At 62.3% G+C, this 18,921-nt stretch carries 17 protein-coding genes and 2 pseudogenes; 6 read left to right on the forward strand and 13 right to left on the reverse strand.

Annotated features, from left to right (window positions below; translation table 11 throughout):
• Positions 1-82: 82 nt before the first annotated feature.
• Together ACSQ20_RS05020 and ACSQ20_RS05025 are read left to right on the forward strand one after the other, a co-directional pair.
• A complete protein-coding gene (locus ACSQ20_RS05020; protein WP_436023248.1) occupies positions 83-250 on the forward strand; it encodes a hypothetical protein in 168 nt (55 codons plus the stop codon).
• Positions 251-572: 322 nt separating this feature from the next.
• Positions 573-857, forward strand: coding sequence for a hypothetical protein (locus tag ACSQ20_RS05025; RefSeq protein WP_436018023.1), 285 nt, complete (start codon positions 573-575; stop codon positions 855-857).
• A gap of 73 nt (positions 858-930) precedes the next feature.
• Here the strand turns inward: ACSQ20_RS05025 and ACSQ20_RS05030 are convergent, their stop codons facing one another.
• The 3 genes and pseudogenes from ACSQ20_RS05030 to ACSQ20_RS05040 form a co-directional block, all read right to left on the reverse strand.
• Positions 931-1,605 (reverse strand): LysE family translocator, encoded by a 675-nt coding sequence (locus ACSQ20_RS05030; protein WP_436018025.1) that lies wholly within the window; start codon positions 1,603-1,605, stop codon positions 931-933.
• 55 nt (positions 1,606-1,660) lie between these two features.
• Positions 1,661-2,737 (reverse strand): annotated as a pseudogene (locus tag ACSQ20_RS05035) (asparaginase); the annotation flags it as partial.
• Positions 2,738-2,754: 17 nt separating this feature from the next.
• Positions 2,755-4,344, reverse strand: coding sequence for a UbiD family decarboxylase (locus ACSQ20_RS05040; protein ID WP_436018027.1), 1,590 nt, complete (start codon positions 4,342-4,344; stop codon positions 2,755-2,757).
• A 605-nt stretch (positions 4,345-4,949) separates the two neighbouring features.
• Between ACSQ20_RS05040 and ACSQ20_RS05045 the strand changes: the two genes are divergently transcribed.
• Positions 4,950-6,095, forward strand: coding sequence for a transglycosylase SLT domain-containing protein (locus ACSQ20_RS05045; protein ID WP_436018029.1), 1,146 nt, complete (start codon positions 4,950-4,952; stop codon positions 6,093-6,095).
• 68 nt (positions 6,096-6,163) lie between these two features.
• Here ACSQ20_RS05045 and ACSQ20_RS05050 read toward each other — a convergent pair whose 3' ends face one another.
• The 6 genes from ACSQ20_RS05050 to ACSQ20_RS05075 all read right to left on the reverse strand — a co-directional run bounded on the left by ACSQ20_RS05050 (position 6,164) and on the right by ACSQ20_RS05075 (position 11,546).
• Positions 6,164-7,357 carry a pyridoxal phosphate-dependent aminotransferase gene (locus ACSQ20_RS05050; protein WP_436018031.1) on the reverse strand — a complete coding sequence of 398 codons (1,194 nt, stop codon included), beginning with the start codon at positions 7,355-7,357 and terminating at the stop codon, positions 6,164-6,166.
• Positions 7,358-7,477: 120 nt separating this feature from the next.
• Positions 7,478-7,915, reverse strand: coding sequence for a transcription antitermination factor NusB (nusB, locus tag ACSQ20_RS05055; RefSeq protein WP_436018033.1), 438 nt, complete (start codon positions 7,913-7,915; stop codon positions 7,478-7,480).
• Positions 7,912-8,418, reverse strand: coding sequence for a 6,7-dimethyl-8-ribityllumazine synthase (gene ribH / locus ACSQ20_RS05060; protein ID WP_436018035.1), 507 nt, complete (start codon positions 8,416-8,418; stop codon positions 7,912-7,914). The genes nusB and ribH overlap by 4 nt, the downstream gene beginning before the upstream one ends.
• Positions 8,419-8,486: 68 nt before the next feature.
• Positions 8,487-9,617 (reverse strand): bifunctional 3,4-dihydroxy-2-butanone-4-phosphate synthase/GTP cyclohydrolase II, encoded by a 1,131-nt coding sequence (ribBA, locus tag ACSQ20_RS05065; RefSeq protein WP_436018037.1) that lies wholly within the window; start codon positions 9,615-9,617, stop codon positions 8,487-8,489.
• Positions 9,618-9,778: 161 nt separating this feature from the next.
• Entirely contained in the window at positions 9,779-10,654 is an 876-nt protein-coding gene (locus ACSQ20_RS05070; protein WP_436018039.1) for an AraC family transcriptional regulator, read from the reverse strand.
• Between the two features lie 76 nt (positions 10,655-10,730).
• Positions 10,731-11,546, reverse strand: coding sequence for an acetoacetate decarboxylase family protein (locus tag ACSQ20_RS05075; RefSeq protein WP_436018041.1), 816 nt, complete (start codon positions 11,544-11,546; stop codon positions 10,731-10,733).
• A gap of 254 nt (positions 11,547-11,800) precedes the next feature.
• On the opposite strand from ACSQ20_RS05075, the pseudogene ACSQ20_RS05080 reads away from it, so the two are divergent.
• Positions 11,801-12,363: pseudogene (locus tag ACSQ20_RS05080) on the forward strand (MgtC/SapB family protein).
• Positions 12,364-12,727: 364 nt separating this feature from the next.
• Here the strand turns inward: ACSQ20_RS05080 and ACSQ20_RS05085 are convergent.
• Both ACSQ20_RS05085 and ACSQ20_RS05090 read right to left on the reverse strand, forming a co-directional pair.
• The gene (locus tag ACSQ20_RS05085; protein ID WP_436018043.1) at positions 12,728-13,912 is read right to left on the reverse strand and encodes a hypothetical protein; all 1,185 of its coding nucleotides are present in this window, start codon (positions 13,910-13,912) and stop codon (positions 12,728-12,730) included.
• Entirely contained in the window at positions 13,909-16,422 is a 2,514-nt protein-coding gene (locus ACSQ20_RS05090; RefSeq protein WP_436018045.1) for a TOTE conflict system archaeo-eukaryotic primase domain-containing protein, read from the reverse strand. Before ACSQ20_RS05090 ends, ACSQ20_RS05085 begins: the two co-directional genes overlap by 4 nt.
• A gap of 60 nt (positions 16,423-16,482) precedes the next feature.
• On the opposite strand from ACSQ20_RS05090, the gene ACSQ20_RS05095 reads away from it, so the two are divergent.
• Positions 16,483-16,710, forward strand: coding sequence for a transcriptional regulator (locus ACSQ20_RS05095; protein WP_009889671.1), 228 nt, complete (start codon positions 16,483-16,485; stop codon positions 16,708-16,710).
• On the forward strand, positions 16,711-17,094 hold the full coding sequence (locus ACSQ20_RS05100; protein WP_436018047.1) for a type II toxin-antitoxin system death-on-curing family toxin: 384 nt from the start codon (positions 16,711-16,713) through the stop codon (positions 17,092-17,094).
• 43 nt (positions 17,095-17,137) lie between these two features.
• Here ACSQ20_RS05100 and ACSQ20_RS05105 read toward each other — a convergent pair whose 3' ends face one another.
• Positions 17,138-17,767: a riboflavin synthase gene (locus ACSQ20_RS05105; RefSeq protein WP_436018049.1), complete on the reverse strand. Its 630-nt coding sequence runs from the start codon at positions 17,765-17,767 to the stop codon at positions 17,138-17,140.
• 20 nt (positions 17,768-17,787) lie between these two features.
• A complete protein-coding gene (gene ribD / locus ACSQ20_RS05110) occupies positions 17,788-18,912 on the reverse strand; it encodes a bifunctional diaminohydroxyphosphoribosylaminopyrimidine deaminase/5-amino-6-(5-phosphoribosylamino)uracil reductase RibD (protein WP_436018051.1) in 1,125 nt (374 codons plus the stop codon).
• Positions 18,913-18,921 lie beyond the last annotated feature (9 nt).

An 18,921-nucleotide genomic window follows, 5' to 3' on the forward strand; every position in this document is an offset into this window, starting at 1 on the left:
TTTCAGTGTCATGCGAAGCGGTGAGCCTCGCATGGTCGCCAGACTCACCAGACGCCTGTGTCGACGCCATGTGGAGGAAGTCATGATGATGAACGTCTTTGCCTATCGCAAGCATCTGCGGTTTTTGAGCCGGTCGCAGCGTCGTCTCTGGTGGGATCAGAAAAAACGCCTGACGCCGCGCGTCAAGATCGGCGAAGCTTATGTGCCGCCCTGCATCACCCGCGAATTCACGTATGTGAAGGTTGGCTGACGCGATTCGCAACGGCGGCATTTTCTCCGCGCGTGTCCTGCGGCCGACGCAAGATGGCCGCGCCGCATTTCGTCGATTTGTAATCAAACATTACCAATCTGGCGCCGCAGCGCGTCTGCTGAACGGTAAAACCGGGCGGCGCGTGCAGGGCGAAGCATTGAGTCGCCCTGATTTTCCGCCGCTGCCGCCGACAACAATTGCAATTTGCAACAAATGCACACGGCTGGCACGATACTTTTTCGATACATTTGCGATGTAGTTTGCAGCGGTCCATGCGGCGTCAATCGTCGGCGCGCATGCAAACACCGCTAGGGGAATAGAAATGAAAAAGCTCGTCTCGTTAATTGCCGTGGCTGCACTTGGCGCGGGGTTCGCCGCGACGGCGCAAGCAGAGGTATCCATCGGCGTGGGCATTGGCGTGCCCGCCTATCCGGTCTATGCGGCGCCCCCGCCGGTGTACTACGCGCCGCCGCCCGTTTATTATTCGCCCGGCCCCGTGGTCTATGGGCCGCCGCCCGGTGCGTATGTGGGTGGCGGCTACTATGGACGCCCGTGGCACCACCATCGTCACGGCTACTACGGCCGTCCGTGGGGCTACGGATATTGATCGATTGAATCGCTAATTCGCTGACGTACTTTACGACGGCGCAACGCAGGCTTCGAGCCGCGTTGCGCCGTTTTCATGCGTGAGCGATCAGGTCGCGATAGCCATCGACGATGACGCTATACGCCAGAAAAGCGAAAAGCGCCGCGGAAACGACGTGGCATGCGCGCATCAGACGTGCGTTGGCTCGTTTGCGGCCATGGCTTGCAACCGCGCACAACGCGAGTGTCCAACTCAGCCCGCCCATGAAGAACCCGCCGAGAAACACCGAAGCCGCGCGAGCGTCGGCGGCTCCCGCGCGGGCGATCAGCGCGCCGCCTACTGCAGCGAACCAGATGATCGCGGACGGCGATGAAATCGCCAGTAGCACGCCGCGCATGAATGCGCGCGGGACATTCGGCGGCGGGAGGGCGCTCGAACCGGCATCGCCCTTTTCATCGCGCGCTAGCGACGCGGCCGATGTAACGCACGCTTCCCGCATCATCTTGCAGGTGAGATACAGCAGCATAGCTGCTCCGCCTATCCAGACAATCCAGCGAACCGCATCGAAGCGCAGCAACGCAGTCATGCCGGCCAGCGCCAGCGCGGCGTATGCAAGGTCCCCGAAACAGGAGCCGAGCCCAAGCCAGAAACCTGGCCGGAACCCGTGCTTGAGGGTGGTCGAGAGCATGGCGACATTGACGAGCCCAATGTCGAGACATAGCGAGAGCGAAAGAAAAAAGCCATTCGAGAGCGTCGACGCCGAGTGCATGCGAATTCGTTCGTGCCAATGAAATAAGTGAGCCGGCTAAGCCGGCAAGGCGTTGCAGCGCGATCGAAAGCTCGACGCGGCCGACTTCAATGCCGACCGTGTTTTTCACAGGCGGCGCACGATAGGCATCGAGCCGCGCACGCTGGGCGGCCGTGCCGATTTCGAGCTGATGGAGCAGTTCAACGACGACCGCGGTCAGAATGCCGCTCGCACCATCCTCGATCTTGACGGCGATTCCGAGTGCGCCTGTTACGCCATCGACGCGGTGTGCGTCCGCACGTATGCCTAGCCCGTAGCTGGCTTCGGCGCCGATCTTTCCCACCACGGTTGCGTCGAATGCATTCATCAACGCCGTGCAAAAGCGCCCCTTGCCGGCGACGAGGTCGCTATGCGTCGTCATCGCACGGTAAATGCGCGCGAGCGCGGCGTGCCGTGTAGGCGCTTGTGCTGGGTCAGCGGAGCCCGCTAGCTCCGCACCGGATGCGCCGGCCTCGGCCAGCTTCGCAAAGATGCGCGCGAGCCGATCGAGCGCGAAGCTTGGCGTCGGGAGATTGCAGCCGTCGGTCCCCCACTGAATCTCGTCTTCGCGCAGCGCTGTCAATTGGGCAAGCGTCGACTTGACGCGCTGCTGCAGCGGATGCGCGTCATGCTCGTAGCCGAGGGTATCGGCGCCCATCGCGCGGGCCGCTGCCAGCATGCCGACATGCTTGCCGGAACAGTTGCTGCAAATCGGCGTCGGTGTGAAGTCTCGCTTGATCCACGTCCGCTCGACTTCCTCCGAAATCGGCGGATGACCGCCGCAGCGCAGGTCGGCTTCGCTCAGCCTGGCCTTGGCCAGCATGGCACGCGCGCGTTCAAGGTGCATCTCCTCGCTGTTGTGCGACGCGCACATGAGTGCGAGATCGGCGTCGTCGAAGCCAAAGCGCTCGAGTGCGCCGGTCTCCACGACTGCGAGCGCCTGCACGGGCTTCACGGCCGAGCAAGGCAGCGTTGGCCGATACGGATCGTCGAACGCATACACGAGCCGGCCCGCCGCGTCGACGACGGCAATGTGCGCGCGGTGCGTGTTTTCGACGGCAGGGCCGCGGTAGACAGTCGCGGCAATAGTGGATGCTGATCCACGAGTGTTCATAAGCGCGCGCTCCTGTGCTAACGGCCGAGTCCGAGCTGCTCCCATAACGCATCGACGCGCGTTTTGACAGCCGGGTCCATTGCAATCGGCCGGCCCCATTCGCGATCGGTCTCGCCAGGCCACTTGTTGGTTGCGTCGATGCCCATCTTCGAGCCGAGCCCCGCAACGGGCGACGCGAAATCGAGATAGTCGATCGGTGTGCGTTCGACGAGGACCGTGTCGCGCGCCGGATCGACGCGCGTGGTAATCGCCCAGATCACTTCCTTCCAGTCGCGCACGTTCACGTCTTCATCAACCACGACGATGAACTTCGTATACATGAACTGCCGCAAGAAGCTCCACACCCCGAACATGACGCGCTTGGCATGCCCCGCGTAACTCTTTTTCATTTGCACGATCGCCATGCGATAGCTGCACCCTTCGGGCGGCAAATAGAAGTCGGTGATCTCCGCGAACTGCTTTTGCAGCAGCGGGACGAACACTTCGTTGAGCGCGACGCCGAGCATAGCCGGCTCGTCAGGCGGCTTGCCGGTGTAGGTCGAATGGTAGAGCGCGTCGCGCCGCATCGTGATGCGCTCGACCGTGAAGACCGGAAACCACTCCTGCTCGTTGTAATAGCCGGTATGGTCGCCGTACGGGCCTTCGAGTGCATGCTCGTAGCTCGCCGTCGCTCCACCGGCGGGTCGCGGCGGGGCGCCGGACGGCGGTACCGACTCGGCGGCGTTCGCTTGTGGCTTGGCTTGCGGGTAAATGAAGCCTTCCAACACGATTTCCGCCCGCGCGGGAACCTGGAGCGTCTCGACGCCCGGTGTCAGGCATTTGGCGAGCTCGGTGCGAGCACCGCGCAACAGCCCGGCGAACTGGTATTCGGAGAGCGTATCGGGCACGGGCGTGACCGCACCAAGGATGGTCGCCGGGTCCGCGCCGAGCACGACCGCGACGGGGTAGGGCTGGCCCGGGTGCTTCAATGCGAACTCGCGGAAGTCCAGCGCGCCACCGCGATGAGCGAGCCAGCGCATGATGAGCTTGTTGCGGCCGATCAACTGCTGCCGATAGATACCGAGGTTCTGGCGCGTCTTGTTGGGGCCGCGTGTTACCGTGAGGCCCCAGGTGACGAGCGGCGCCACATCGCCGGGCCAGCAGGTCTGAATGGGCAGCTTGGCGAGATCGACATCGTCTCCTTCCCAAACGATTTCCTGGCACGCCGGTGCGCCAACTGTCTTGGGCGCCATGTCCCAGACCGCCTTAGCCAGCGATAACAGTTTGCCGGCGTCTTTCAGGCCCTTCGGCGGCTCCGGTTCCTTGAGGGCCGAGAGCAGCCGGCCGACATCGCGCAGCGATTCGAGCGCGGCGCCGTCGCTCGCGGCCGCGGTATCGTCGATACCCATGCCGAGCGCGATGCGGCGCGTTGTGCCGAACAGGTTGCCGAGCACAGGAAAAGCGTAGCCGGTGGGCGCTTCGAACAGCAGCGCGGGGCCGCCTGCGCGCAGCGAGCGGTCGCAAAGCTCAGTCATTTCGAGTACGGGCGAGACGTTTTGCGAGACGCGACGGAGTTCGCCCGCAGTCTCCAAGCGACCGATGAAATCGCGCAAGTCTTTGTATTTCATAGCATTACGGTTCGGCTCGCCCGATGGGCGGCACGTTGAGCAGGCCTGCCGGTACGCCGGCGGGCGGCGTCGATGGCCTGCGATTGTACCGTCAAGGGGTGCGATCGCTGGCTTGAAAGCGTTTTCAAAACAGCCTTGAATCACGCGTGGCGCATAGTTTTCGGCGATTTCGGGGGTTTCTTTAATTACATTTTGTTATGACTTTCGAATTTTCTAGCGTTGACGATCTATAAAACCCTGCTAGAATCCGTCGACATTGGCTGCTGGGCCAAGTAGTTTCAAGCTCAAAACCCCGGTCTTTGACGCCGCGACGCGTCGCCGCACGCCGCCTTGCACGGTGTCCACGGTCCGATTGGTTGTCCTTGCCAGCGCTTATAAGCCGCTGGCGTTTGCGTGAGAGTCACTGCGCGCGTGCCCACGGCATGCCGCCGGTCCTTTTGCTCTGATGTGACTCTCCACACGGTCTGGTGCCGTTACTTACGGTACCTTGCCCTATCCCGGCATTGCCGCGGTCCCAACCAAGGCCCGCGATGCCTTGGCTTTCGCGATACGCGCTCTGTGCGCGGCTTCCTTCGTCGCGATGCCATGCTCAATGGGAGAACTGAATGAATACTTGGTTATCGTGGCGTCCCGAGGTTCGCCTCGCGCCGGTCTTTCGGGCCGTGCTGCGTCGCGGGACGCGTGTCAGCCACCATCTGTTCAGCCTGATCGGCGCATGCGCGATTGCGGTCGTGCTAGTGCTCTGGCTGCTGCCGACGGTACGCGGCACGCTCGCCGCCAAGCTGATGCCGGTGCTTTCTGCCGCCGTGCAGGCGGGACCCGCACGCCTGCTCAGTGGTCATCCGCTGCCGCCCTTCGCGCCGGCGAATGCAGTGCCGAACGAGGAACCGCTGAGCGCAAGCGAGCCGAACCTCGATGTGGCGCGCTATGACGGCGCGTTCGATGGAAGCGGCGCCAGCGGCCTGGGCTTCGCCAACAACGCCACCGTGACGGACTCGCGCACGCCGGCGAGTGCCGGCTTCCTGACCAAGACGATCTCCGCGCAGCGCATCGCCGCCGAGGCACGCGACGACCGGGTGCTGGTGTCGGCACGCGAGCAGGCGCTCGTCACCTCGTATCTGGCGCGTCGCTATCACGTCGCGCAAGAGCCGGTGGCCGAACTCGTGAAAGCCGCTTTCGAAACGGGCCGCCAAGTTGGTCTCGATCCGCTCTTGCTGTTGGCCGTCATGGCGATCGAGTCAGGCTTCAATCCTTATGCCGAAAGCGGTGTGGGCGCGCAGGGCTTGATGCAAGTGATGGCGAAGGTGCATTCGGACAAGTTCCAGTATTTTGGTGGCACGACCGCCGCACTCGAGCCGCTCCCCAATATCACCGTGGGTGCGCTTGTACTGAAAGATTGCATCGCGCGCGGCGGCTCGCTCGCCGAGGGTCTGCGGTTTTATGTCGGCTCGACCTCACCAGACGATGGCGGCTATGGCGCCAAGGTGCTCGCCGAGCGAGGCCGGCTGCGCGATGTGTCGCGCGGCCGCTCGGTGCCTATCAATGCGCCGCAAGCGCCGCAGCCGTCGCGTCAGATGGTCGCCAACAAGCGTGTGCAAGTCGCGCTGAACGGCAGCCGCCCCGCCACCGCGACGATCAAAGCGGGCGTACCGACGACGTCGCCCGCGAGCGACGATGACGATAGCGGCACCGCAGCAAGTACGACGGGCACGAGTACGCAGCATGGCAACAGCGCGGAATTGGGCGCCTGAGCTGCGTTACAGCATCAAAAAAAAGGCACCGCGAGGTGCCTTTTTTGCTTTCCATACCACCTGGTTAGCTACCGGCCAAAGCATCGAGCCAGCCGGTCCATCGCTTGTTCGATCAACGGAAACGCGGTGGCATACGAAAGTCGAACGTAGTCGCGCGGCGCATAGCTGCCGAAGTCGAGTCCCGGCACCATCGCTACCCCCGCCTCATGCAGCATCGCTTTCGCAAGCCTGGCGCTGTCGCCCGCAGCCGGGTGCGAGACGCCACGGCAGTCCGCATAGACATAAAACGCGCCGTCGGGCATGACCGGTACCGAAAAGCCGAGCGAGCGCAATGCGGGCACGAGAAAATCTCGCCGGTGCTTGAACTCAAGCCGGCGCGATTCGTAAATGGCGATCGTCTCCGGCTCGAAGCAGGCAAGTGCCGCATGTTGCGCGAGCGCGGACGCGCAAATGAACAGGTTCTGTGCGAGCTTTTCGAAGGCGCTCACCATGGCTGTCGGCACGACGAGCCAGCCGAGTCGCCACCCTGTCATATTGAAATACTTCGAGAAACTGTTGACCGTGACGACATCGTCACCGAACGACAGCGCCGAGACCGGGCGGGCGTCGTACCACAGGCCCTGGTAGATCTCATCGACGATCGTGAAGCCGCCGCGCGCACGCACGGCATGGACGATGCGTTCGAGTTCATCGGGCGCGATCGAAGTGCCGGTCGGATTCGATGGAGAGGCCAGCAGCACACCGCGCGTGCGCGGGCCCCAGAGCCGTTCGATATCGCCAGCGGTGAGCTGAAAACGCGCTTCAGGCCCGCTCGGCACGAGCACGGCCTTGCCTTCCATGGCGCTGACGAAGTGCCGGTTGCACGGATAAGACGGATCAGGCATCAGCACTTCGTCATCGCGGTCGACGAGTGCCGCGCAGGCGAGCAGCAGCGCCGCCGACGCCCCAGCCGTCAGGATGATCCGCCCCGGATCGACCGTGACTCCGTACACGAGCGCGTAGTGTTCGGAAATGGCCTCGCGCAAGGCGGCAATGCCAAGCGCCCCCGTGTACTTCGTGACGCCGCGCCGAAGCGCTTGCGAAGCCGCTTCGATGACGGGTTCCGGCGCCGTGAAGTCCGGCTCGCCGATACTCATGTGGATGATGTCCCGTCCGGCGCGTTCGAGCAGTGCTGCTTCCTTGGCCAGTTCCATGACATAGAAAGGCGCGATCGCGTCGACTCGCGAGGCGAGTTTCACGAGCGGTTCAACTGTGGCGTTCATTGCTGATTACGGATTACGGGTGGATATCGAAGGCGATAACGAGCGTGGCGATGGCGATTGTGGGATAGCGGCGCCGCACACGGATAGCGCGGACAGGCGGTGCTCAGCGCGCGCTGCTGCTTAACGGTTGCCGCGCCCCGCTTGCGCTTCCGCTGCACGCAGCCTCAGCGCGAGCTTGTCGAGCACGCCGTTGACGTATTTATAGCCGTCGACCCCGCCGAACGTTTTCGCCAGTTCCACGGCCTCGTTGATGATCACACGATACGGGATGTCAGGATGGCACTTGAACTCGTAGACCGCCACGAGCAGCACCGCACGCTCGACCGGTGACAACTGCTCGATCGGCCGATCGAGGCAGGGGGTGAGATCGGCCGACAGCGCCTCGGCATCGCGAATCACGCCATGGAGCAGCGCGTCGAGATGCTCCTTGTCGGCTTTGTCAAAACCTTGAGCGTCATGCAATTGCGCGTCGATTTCACCTACTGGCGCACCCGACAGCAGCCACTGATAAAGCCCCTGCGTGGCCAGTTCGCGGGAGCGTCGGCGGGCGCTCTTCATGCTTCTTCCTCGTCTTCTTCGTCTTCGTCGTCATCGCCGCTGAGTTGCTCGAGCGCAACCGACAGATTCGCCATTTCCACGGCGACGCGGGCGGCGTCACGGCCTTTTTCAGTCATGCGCGCGACGGCCTGGTCATCGGTGTCCGTCGTGAGCACGGCATTGGCGACAGGAATGCCGAAATCGAGCCCGATGCGGGCGATGCCGGCACCGCTTTCGTTCGACACCAACTCGAAATGATAGGTCTCGCCGCGCACGACGGCGCCCAATGCAATGAGCGCGTCGAACTGGCCGCTTTCGGCGAGCTTTTGAAGTGCGAGGGGAATCTCGAGTGCGCCGGGCACCGTGACGAGCAATACGTCTTCGCCGGCGACGCCAAGCCGCTCGAGTTCTTCGATGCAGGCATCGGCAAGCCCGTTGCAGACGGGTTCATTAAAGCGCGATTGAACGATGCCGAGACGCAGGCCGTCGCCGTCGAGATTCGGTTGGTATTGTCCGATTTCCATGTGGCTATCCGTTGAAAGGGGGAGGGGGCGGGCCGCAACCGGGGCAACCGGGGCGCGACGACCGCCGATTATGCGCTTTTCGCTTGTGCGGCGCCCGGCATCGGTACGAACTCCGTTACCTCGAGGCCATAGCCCGACATGCTGCCGAGACGGCGCGGATTCGACAGCACCTGCATCTTGCCGACGCCGAGTTCGCGCAGAATCTGCGCACCCACGCCGTAGGTCTTGAAGTCGACGGGGCGGCGCTTGAGCTGTTCGGCCTTCTCTTTTTCGTCGAAGGCTTTGAAGACATCGATTAGATGGTCTTTCGTGTCGCCGCAATTGAGCAGGACGATGACGCCCAAGTCGCGCAACGCGATTTCCTTCATCGCGGCGTCGAGCGTCCACGAATGCGTGGAGGTGCCGACTTCAAGCAGATCGAGCACCGACAGCGGCTCATGCACGCGCACCGGTGTGTCGTGCTCGGGCGACGGCGTGCCGCGCACGAGTGCCAGATGCGGCGAGCCGCTCGGCTGATCCTGATAGAGCACGGCGCGAAACGGGCCGTGCGCCGTTTGCATCGTGCGCTCGGCTACGCGCGACACGATCGATTCGGTGCGGCTGCGATAGTGGATCAGATCGGCAATGGTGCCGGTCTTGAGCCCATGTTGTGCGCCGAATTCGAGCAGATCGGGCAGCCGCGCCATCGTGCCGTCGTCTTTGATCACTTCGCAGATGACAGCCGCGGGCGTCAGCCCGGCTAGCGCCGTGAGGTCGCATCCCGCTTCGGTATGCCCGGCGCGTACGAGCACGCCGCCGGGCTGCGCCATGATCGGGAACACGTGGCCCGGCTGAACGATATGCTCGGCGCGGGCGTCGTGCGCGACCGCGGCGGCAATCGTGCGTGCGCGATCGGCGGCGGAAATACCGGTCGTCACGCCTTCGGCTGCTTCGATACTGACCGTGAACGCCGTGCCGTATTGCGTGCCGTTGCGATACGTCATCAGCGGCAGGTTCAGTTGCTTGCAACGCTCTTGCGTCAGCGTCAGGCAAACGAGGCCTCGACCGTAGCGCGCCATGAAGTTGATCGCTTCCGGCGTGACGAAATCAGCCGCGAGGATGAGGTCGCCCTCGTTTTCGCGATCCTCTTCGTCGACGAGGATCACCATCCGGCCGGCTTTCAGTTCGGCGATGATCTCAAGGGTGGAGGCGAGGGTCATGTCGATGAGTTGGTTCGGGAAAGCGCGTATTTTACGCCAGCCGGCGCGCCGTGGGCCGCGACATGTGTGGTTGGCCGTCCTCGTGCAGGCGCGGCCGCGGGCGAAGCGCTGTGGCTTTGCCTCGCTGGTCAGGCTTCGGTCGCCTTTGATTTACCTTTGAGTCAGCCTTGTGGCGGCCTTGCGAGCGCTTTGCGCAGGACGCCCGGCGCGCTGCCGTGAATGCGCTTGAAGACGCGTGTCAAATGCGCCTGATCGGCAAAGCCCGTCAGCGCGGCGATATCGGCCAGCGGCATGCCGTGCATCATCAGTGTTTTCGCCCGCGCGATGCGCCAATTGCGCAGCCATGCGTCAGGCGGCAGGCCATAACGCTGAGCAAAATGTTTGACGAGCGTGGTGCGATGGATGCCCCAGCGACGGGCCACCGTCGTGACATCGGCTTTCGCGGGCGCACCGGACGCGAGCAAACCACGCAGTTCGGTACTGGCGCTTGTGCCGGCGGCCGGGTGCGCAATCGGCTCTGCATCGGTGCGCTCGGCTCGGCCCGCTGCGTTCGGTGTGTCCGCTGCGGGCCCGGGGGGTGCCGGCGATGCGTATCTGGCAAGCAACGTCAGCAGCGCCGCCGACAGCGCATGGGTGCGCGCGCGATCGGACATCCCGCTTTGTGCGAGCGCGGCGATCCACTGCGCGCACAACGCTTCGTCGGCGATCACGATTCGTTCGAATTGCACGCCGCCTCGATCGAAAAGCGTTGCATGCCGATCGAACCAGGCGGGCTCGATATACGCCATGCCGTAACAAAGCCGCCCGTCGGCCGCTCCGCCTGTGTGGACGGCACGCGGGGGGATGACGACGAGTTCGCCGCAATGCGCCGCGTGTCGTGCGCCCGCGCAACTGAAGCTGCAGCTACCCTCGGCGATGGCGCCAATCGACCAGGCGTCATGAAAATGCGGTTCGAACTGGTAGTTCTCGAGCGCGGCCGCCATCACTTCGCCCGGAAGCTCGGCACCGCAGTACCAGGTGAAGCGGGAGACGGTCATGGCGGCCTCAAGGGGAACAAAGTTGGTCGATATAGTCAGTCGACATCGTACCCGCCGCTTCGATGCTGTGTGAGGTTCATCCCGCGGCGACCGAATAAGTGTCGGCGATCACGAGATCGTCGACACTTAGCGACACACTCATCCGAAAGCCGTGCCCGAGTTCGAGCGGACGGAATGCCTCTAACTCGAGCGCCGGATGCGGTTCGAGCTCGAGCGAAGCACTGCCGATGTGCAGATGATCGATTGCGATGTCGCGCGAACGCAGTTGCGCAAGTTCGTGTACCGCGGGGGTGTCGTATTGGCCGGCGCTGAGCTGCGGAAAATGCCGAACGTTGAACGCGGACGCGAAACCGGGTTCCGGTAGGCGCGTGCTTGGCGCGTCGAGCGTGACACGAGCAGTGAAGATGCGCCGGTCGCGAAACGCAAGCGACGCCGCAAAGCGCCCGCCCGTGGAGTTGCCCGGCGAGGCCGGCGATGGCACCCCGTAGCTGCGTGTGATGGCGGTGTGCCCGAACTGCTTCGGCCAGCCCTGAATCAGCCCGCGCATCAGCGCGAGGTCCTGATCGACCCAGATGTAGGGGCAGTACGATGCCGGCGCGCCGTTGCGCTCGCAGGCGACGAGCAGAATCGTCTCTTTGTATTGGCTTGCGACCGGGTCGAGATATTCGTCACCATCGTCAGTCGCGAATTGCCATTCGCAGAAGTAGACGGCACAGCGGCCGGCCCGCGCGCCGGTTGCCGCCGTCAGCCCGGGCGGCAAGTATGCGGCGACAGCTTCGGCATCGGCCACGAACTCGACTGCCAGGCATGCGCCGGCGTAATGCCAAGGCGGGCGCGGCGCCAGCGACGAACGCCCGCCGGGCGTGCGCGGATTCGAATACCCTTGCAGCATGGATCTCTCCGTGGAGTCGAATGAGGCATCCAGTATGAGCAGCAGCCCGGGCATGCGTCTTGAATGCCAGTGATGCAGCGGCGGCGCGCGATCCACAATCGAGCTGAATCGAACCGAATAAATCAGACCGTTGAAGGTGATGCATGATAAGCAACGTCGAATTGCTGTCGCGGCTTGTGCTCGTGGGCCTGCTCGGCAGCGTGATCGGATTCGAGCGCGAGCGGCTGAATTGAGCGGCGGGGTTGCGCACGCATATGCTGGTATGCGTCGGCTCTTCGCTGATCATTCTGGTGTCGGCGTTTGGCTTTGCCGACGTGCTGGGACACAAGGATGTCGTGCTCGACCCGTCGCGTATCGCGGCGCAGGTCGTTTCGGGTATCGGTTTTCTGGGGCTGGTTCGATTCTGATGCGCGGCGAGGCGATACGCGGGCTGACGACCGCGGCGAGCTTATGGTCCGTCGCCGGCATCGGCCTTGCCGTGGGTGGCCGCATGTATACGGCAGCCATTGGCGCGACGATCATCATCCTCGTCATTTTGGCCGGCGTGAAACCGCTCGAGCGGCGGTTTATCTCCGTGAAGCAGCGCGGCATTCAGTTGCTTGCCGAGCGCGGCAGCGTATCGCTCGACAACGTGCATTTCGCACTAGGCGCGAGCAGCGTGCGCGTCAAGCAATTCATCGTGCAGCAATCGGAGGATGATCCGGAACTCGACGAAGTATCCATTGCACTGTCACGCTCGACGAGCAGCGAATTCGAAGTCATTTGCTCGCGGCTCCCGTCGATTGCGGGCGTGCGCGAATGCCGGGGCAACAAGTGAGGCCGGGTTGTCTTCGGTGTGGGTTCGAACCGAATTTGAGAGAACTGCAAGCAGCCGCATTAGCGGCCGATCGAGCATGCCTAGCGGCACCTCTGATCAATGGTTTTAGCCATCCTGAGACGCACCGAGCACCCTCTCCAGATAGCGCGCAATTATGTTGAGTCTGGCAGCAAATGTTTACTCGGCATGGCGGTGGGGGCTAAAGTGCGCGCGTAGACCGTCGGAAATGCATCAAGTAGCTGTGGCGGTAGCGAGACCGCAATGGATGCCACGAGACGCATCACAAGATGGAAGGTCGCTTGCTTCACTCCGTCTGCATAGAGGGCGATTAGATTAATACTTCCATTGCTCACCGCATTGGCTCTCACATATATCCAGCCTTCGTCAACCGGGCAACCCAGGCGCCGCGTTTTCCGTGCTGTGCCATCAGTCGAACGAGCCGACGTCGAAATGTCGTATCGCGTTTGGCGCCTGCATACGCCTCGGCAAGATCCTGTAGCGCCCGGAAAGCTTGGTCGTAGGACGATCCTGATCCACGCTGGAGCTTCGAATCGATGGCGGACCAGGCACTGTCTTCGTCTGCAAGAAGCGACGCAAGGTAGCCTGAGCGCACTGATTTGCATCGTGCTTCCTCGGCCTCGCGCGCTTCGCGTTCCCGTTGTTCGCGAACGCCACGATGAAAGCTGACCCGATCTGCAATTTCGCTTACACATCGGGGTGTTGGGCGTGCGACGCGATTAGGCACTTGCCCCTGCTCCCACGCGAGGAACCTGCGCCGAAGAGTTCGTTCGGCTTCCTGGCTCCGCCCCTCGAGCAGCATGCGCAGCGCTGCCCGCATTTCATCTTCCGTCAACTCGAGCAGCCAAGAATCGATCCGCTCATTTTCGTCGGAGGCGGCAGCGAACGGAGAGCTCTTTTCTGCCGCGGCGGCGAGCCAGTCCGGATCGAGCATCAGGAATTCGGCGAGGGCGTTTTGCGCAGGCGTTAATGTCTTGAGTCCATCCGGCAATGGTGGTTCACGATCATCGTCGCGCAACTCGCCACTACCTAGCCGGGCTAGCCAGCCGAGATAAAGCGGTCGTGTATCGCCTCTTAGCAGTTCATCGCGGATGGGCTGCAGCCGGGCCATCCACCCTGCGCCGTCAGCTCCTTCGGAGAAGCGAATGTGTTCTCCAGAGTCGTCGTTGAACCACCAGTCGAGGAGGCAATGTTCGCCGGTGTCGACGGCATCGAACGCGTTCACGAATTGCGACCGTGCCGCGCGCCCCTTGCGACCAGTGTAATCGAGCAGCGACGGAGCATCGAATATTGCCCGAGGGAGTCGCAACAGAAGGCGGCAGCTCCCCCAATTGGCGGAATAGACGTGGGCGTCGAAGTAGTGCTCTACCCAGTCGAGTGGCTCGCCTTTAAGGTTGCCCCAGTGATATTCATTGACGAAGCTCGAGGCTGTGATCGTCGCGCGCGTGGAGCGGCTTCGCAACTCAGCCTGCTGTTGTCCGGTAAGCGGTCGGTCGACTGCGGCAAATTCGTAGTATTGGTATTCGCTCACGTTTCCACCTTCATTTCGGGGGGCGGCAGTTGCTGCGTCAGGTTGTGGCTCGCAGAACTTTCCTGCGGTTGACCTGCCACTACAGAAGCCGATGGGGCGGGGTGTTCTACCCTATATCCCATTGCGCGATAACCCGCCTGGCGCTTGTCCCACATCCGAAGCAAGCCCGGATGCCCTGTGTCGACGAAATCGAAGATACGAACATCGGCCTTCGTTGTATGCTCGCGGTGCAGTCTTCCAGCGTATTGTTGAAGCGTCCCTTTCCATGAGATGGGCATTGCGAGGACGAGCGTATCAAGCGGGGGATGGTCGAAGCCTTCGCCCACAAGCTTACCGGTTGCCAGAACCACTCGCGGAGCATCTGCCGGCAGCGCTTCGAGTTCGGCGGTCACGAGACTTCGTTGTTTCTTCGACATGCGCCCATGCAGTGTGAAAATCTTCTCTACTTTTCCGGTCAGCACTTGTTCGATGGCCGCGACGTGTTCGGTGCGCTCGGTCAAAACGAGAACCTTGCGCCCACTGGAAAGTGCGCCGACCACTTCGTCCCCGATGGCCGCCGTACGGTGCGGGTCGGTAGCGACATGCCGGAATACATCCTGGATACCTGCTTCGGCGGGTACGTCAATTGTAGAAGACTGGATTCGGGGAATGACCTTAAGGTCGTGTGGTGCGGCCTCCGGCCGCGAGGCAGTATGGCGGATTGGCCCACACTGCATGAATATTATCGGATGCTGGCCGTCTCTGCGAATTGGCGTCGCAGTAAGCCCGAGTACATATTTCGCTCTCGCCTGCTTCAACAATCCTTCGAATGAGACCGCAGAGAGGTGGTGGCATTCGTCCACGATCACATGCCCGTACTGCTCGATCAGTTCGCGCGTGTCTCCCCGGCGTGAGAGCGACTGCATGACGGCAATATCGATTTTCCCGCTGGGCTTCGCCTTTCCACCGCCAATTGTGCCGACAACGCCTTTGTCGACACCGAGAAACGCCTGTAGCCGCTCCTGCCATTGCCGAAGTAGCTCGGTTCGGTGCACAAGGACTAGTGTGCTAACACTGCGTCGAGCGATCAGGGCCGCTGCGGTCACTGTTTTGCCGAATGCAGTTGGAGCGCATAGCACGCCGGTATCATGTCGAAGCATCGCCGTGACGGCTTCTTCCTGATCGGTTCGCAACGTACCTGAAAAGGCGACATCGAGTGGTTTGCCTGAAAACCGCTTGTCGTGAAGTTCGCAGCGAATTCTGTTGTCACGAAGCAACTTGCGGGCGGCGTCGAGGCATCCGCGCGGTAGCGCGATGTGCTTCGGGTGGTTTTCCGCACAACCGATAATCCGTGGTTTGTCCCAGACGGGGAAACGCATCGCCTGGGCCTTGAAAAATTCGGGATTTGGAAAGGCGGCGAGGCGGATCAGCCGGTTTAGCAGAGATTGGGGGACGCGTGCCTTTTCGAAATAGACGAGATTGGCTGCGGTGGCAGAGAGCGAGGCCGGCATCGGACCCGGCAGTGTGTCTTGCTGGTTTCTGCTCGCTTTCCACGGTTCCTGCTGGTCCTCCTCCGTAATGAAGGTTACGTCGAGAGGATGCGTACCGCCCGTAGCATCCGTGATGGCCCGCTCGATAGACTCAGGCGCCATCGACCGGATTGACGACAGATAGGCCCATTGGTCCGTGTAGGGCCGGAAGTCCTCGTCGACGAAAACACTGCAATCCTGCTCGCGCGGCGTCTTTTGCAAAGGAAGTGCAATCAGATTGCCAAAGCCACCCTTCGGCATCGTATCCTGATTAGGGAAGAGGCGGTCGTAGGATGTCAGCTTCAGTTGCCGCGCTCGCGCGCACGTTTGGCTGATGATCGCGGTGCCTAGGCGCCGCGCGTCACTCGCAGGTACGGCTGACCGGAAGAAAATCCAGATGTGCGCGCCATTGCCAGATCGCGAGATTTCCAGCACAGCCGGTACGCCTAGTTCGGTGCATGACGACCTGAAAGCCTGGGCATCTTCCCGCCAGTCGGCGTCATCGAAATCGACGGCAAGAAAATGACAGGTATCGTCAGCCAGCAACGGGTAGACGCCAATCGTGTGCCTACCAGCAAGGTGGTCATAGATGATCTGGTCGGACAACGGTATCAGGAGGCGGTCGCCGCAGTCGGAGCATTTGATTCGGGGCTTCTCACAAGTACCGGGTCTCCACTCATTGGCACAAGCGGGTGAGTAGCCTGATTTACCAGCCTTGCTTTGCCATCTGACCGGATAAACGTCGGTACGGCCCTGAAACAGCCGGCGAAACAAAACGACTTTCTCGTCAGTACTAAGCCGGGGCGCTTCGGACTGCCGCGGGACAACTGGTTCGTTCAACGACCGTTGGAAGTCGATGCCGTGTGCATCGAGTACGGCACGGAGCCGCGCGTTTTCGGCGCGCAAACGGTCCATCTCGCTAATCTCGGGTGTCGTGTCGGTGTCGCGAACGGGATGACCACCTTTCAGTCCCTGAACACGAACTGTCGGAGAGTCGTTCAATCTTTGTCCTTTCGATAAACGATCACTATATAATGATCATTATATAGTGAGGAAGATGCCATGCTTACATTCAAGGTCACAACGGTCGGGGCTTCGGCTGGTTTTATTCTTACAAAAGAGGCGATGGCACGGCTCAAGGTGCAGAAGGGGGATACCGTGTATCTGACCGAGGCACCCGAAGGCGGCTATCGAATTACGCCGTACAACCCGGATTTTGAACGCCAGATGAAGCTGGCGGAAGAGATCATGCACGATGACCGCGATATTTTGCGGGCACTGGCCAAATAAATGACAGCATGGCGCTGGGTGCGTGCGGACCTGACTTACGCAATCCATGATCGCCAGCTTGCTGAGCATGGCGGGCTCGATGGTGTGCGCGACAAAGGAGCGGTGGAGTCGGCACTGGCACGGCCGCAGAACCTCGATGTTTATGCGGGCGCGGACGCGGCGGCGCTCGCCGCCGCATATGCCTATGGGTTAGCACGGAATCATGGCTTTGCAGACGGCAACAAGAGGACCGCTTGGGTGGTTGCGCGCCTTTTCCTAGCAGACAACGACTATCGGCTGAAGTTTGATCCGGCCGACGCCGTTAGGACCATGGAAATGATTGCTGCTGGCGCGCTTGACGAAGCTGCGCTGGCGGAGTGGTTCCGACAGCGGATCGCCGAGTAAGTCGGCGAACGATTAAACTCGAAGCTCGCGCTGGTTCAGCCAGTTACGGGCGGCCCATGAGTGACGCTGATGACAGCATCCTTTCGGTGTACCGTGCAATCAAATCGATCTCGAGATTGACTTTGCTGCCTGGCGCCAGGTGCTTGAGCGTCGTGACCTCGACCGTATGCGCAATCAGATTGATCGAAAACTCGCAGCCGTCTTCCCGGTCTTCGACGCTATTGACGGTGAGGCTGACGCCGTTCACCGTCACCGACCCCTTGTACGCCAGATAACGCCCAATCTCCCGCGGAGCGAGCACGCGTAGTTCGTGCGACTCGCCGACCGGCGCAAAACGCGTGACCGTGCCGAGCCCGTCGACATGCCCCGACACAATATGCCCACCGAGCCGCTCGTGTGCCGTCAGCGCTTTCTCCAGATTCACCTCGCCCGGCTCCGCAAGGCCTACCGTGCAATTGAGGCTCTCGCGCGAGACGTCTACGTCGAACGAGGCATCGGTCTTGGCCACGACCGTCATGCAAGCGCCCTGGATCGCGATGCTGTCGCCGATCCCGACATCGGCGAGGTCGAGCGCGCCTGCCTGCACCGTAAGCCGGACGCCGGCGTCCGGATCGGTGCCGAGCGGCTTCACTGCGTCGATGCGGCCGACCGCCGCGACGATTCCGGTAAACATGGTTTGTTTTTCCTCTTCGATTAGGACGATGGTGCCTGCGGCGGTGCGATGCGGGCAAGAATGCGCAGATCGTCGCCGACTCGCTCGACCCCATGAAATACGAGCTGAACGCGTGCATCGAGCGCAGCAGGTGCCAAGAGTTCGAACATGCCCGCGGAATCGGCGCCCAACAGGCTGGGCGCCAGGTAGACGAGCAACTCATCGACGCAGCCTTCGCGCAACAGCGATCCGTTCAGCTTATGCCCCGCTTCGATATGCAACTCGTTGATGCCGCGCCTTCCAAGCTCCTTGAGCATGGCCGGCAAATCCACCTTGCCTTGCGCATTCGCAATGGGCACGAGTTCGACGCCGCGCGAGGCGAGCGCCTCGGCTCGTGCCGTGTTGTCGGCATCGATGGATGCGCAAAACACGAGTGGCGGCGCGCCTTCGAAAATACGCGCGCTGAGCGGCGCATCGAGCCGGCTGTCAACGAGCACGCGCAGCGGCTGGCGCGCCGTTTCGATTGCGCGCACCGTGAGCTGCGGATCGTCTTTGCGTACCGTGCCGACGCCGGTCAGAATGGCGCAGGCGCGCGCTCGCCAGGCATGACCATCCGCCCGCGCGGCCGGCCCCGTGATCCACTGGCTTGCGCCCGAGGGCAGGGCGGTGCGGCCGTCGAGCGAGGCGGCGATTTTCATGCGCACCCAGGGCCGAGCGCGCGTCATGCGCGAGACGAAGCCGATGTTGAGTTCGTGCGCCTCGTTCGAGAGCAGCCCGCAGCGCACGTCGATGCCCGCATCGCGCAACCGCGCGAGCCCGCGTCCCGACACTTGCGGATTGGGGTCTTCCATCGCCGCGATGACGCGCGCGATGCCCGCTTCGACAAGCGCATGCACGCACGGCGGCGTGCGGCCGAAATGGCTGCACGGCTCGAGCGTCACATAGGCGGTGGCCCCACGCGGATCGTTGCCGCGCCGGCGCGTGTCTTTCAACGCCTGCACTTCCGCGTGATCTTGTCCAGCCGGCTGCGTGAAGCCTTCGCCGACCGTCTTGCCGTCCTTGACGAGCACACAGCCGACGCGCGGGTTGGGTGTCGTCGTATAAAGGCCGCGCGCCGCGAGTGCGAGCGCGCGTTGCATATGGGTGAAATCGGCGTCGGAAAACATCGTCGGTGG

Source organism: Trinickia sp. LjRoot230 (assembly GCF_964253315.1).
Lineage (GTDB): Bacteria > Pseudomonadota > Gammaproteobacteria > Burkholderiales > Burkholderiaceae > Trinickia.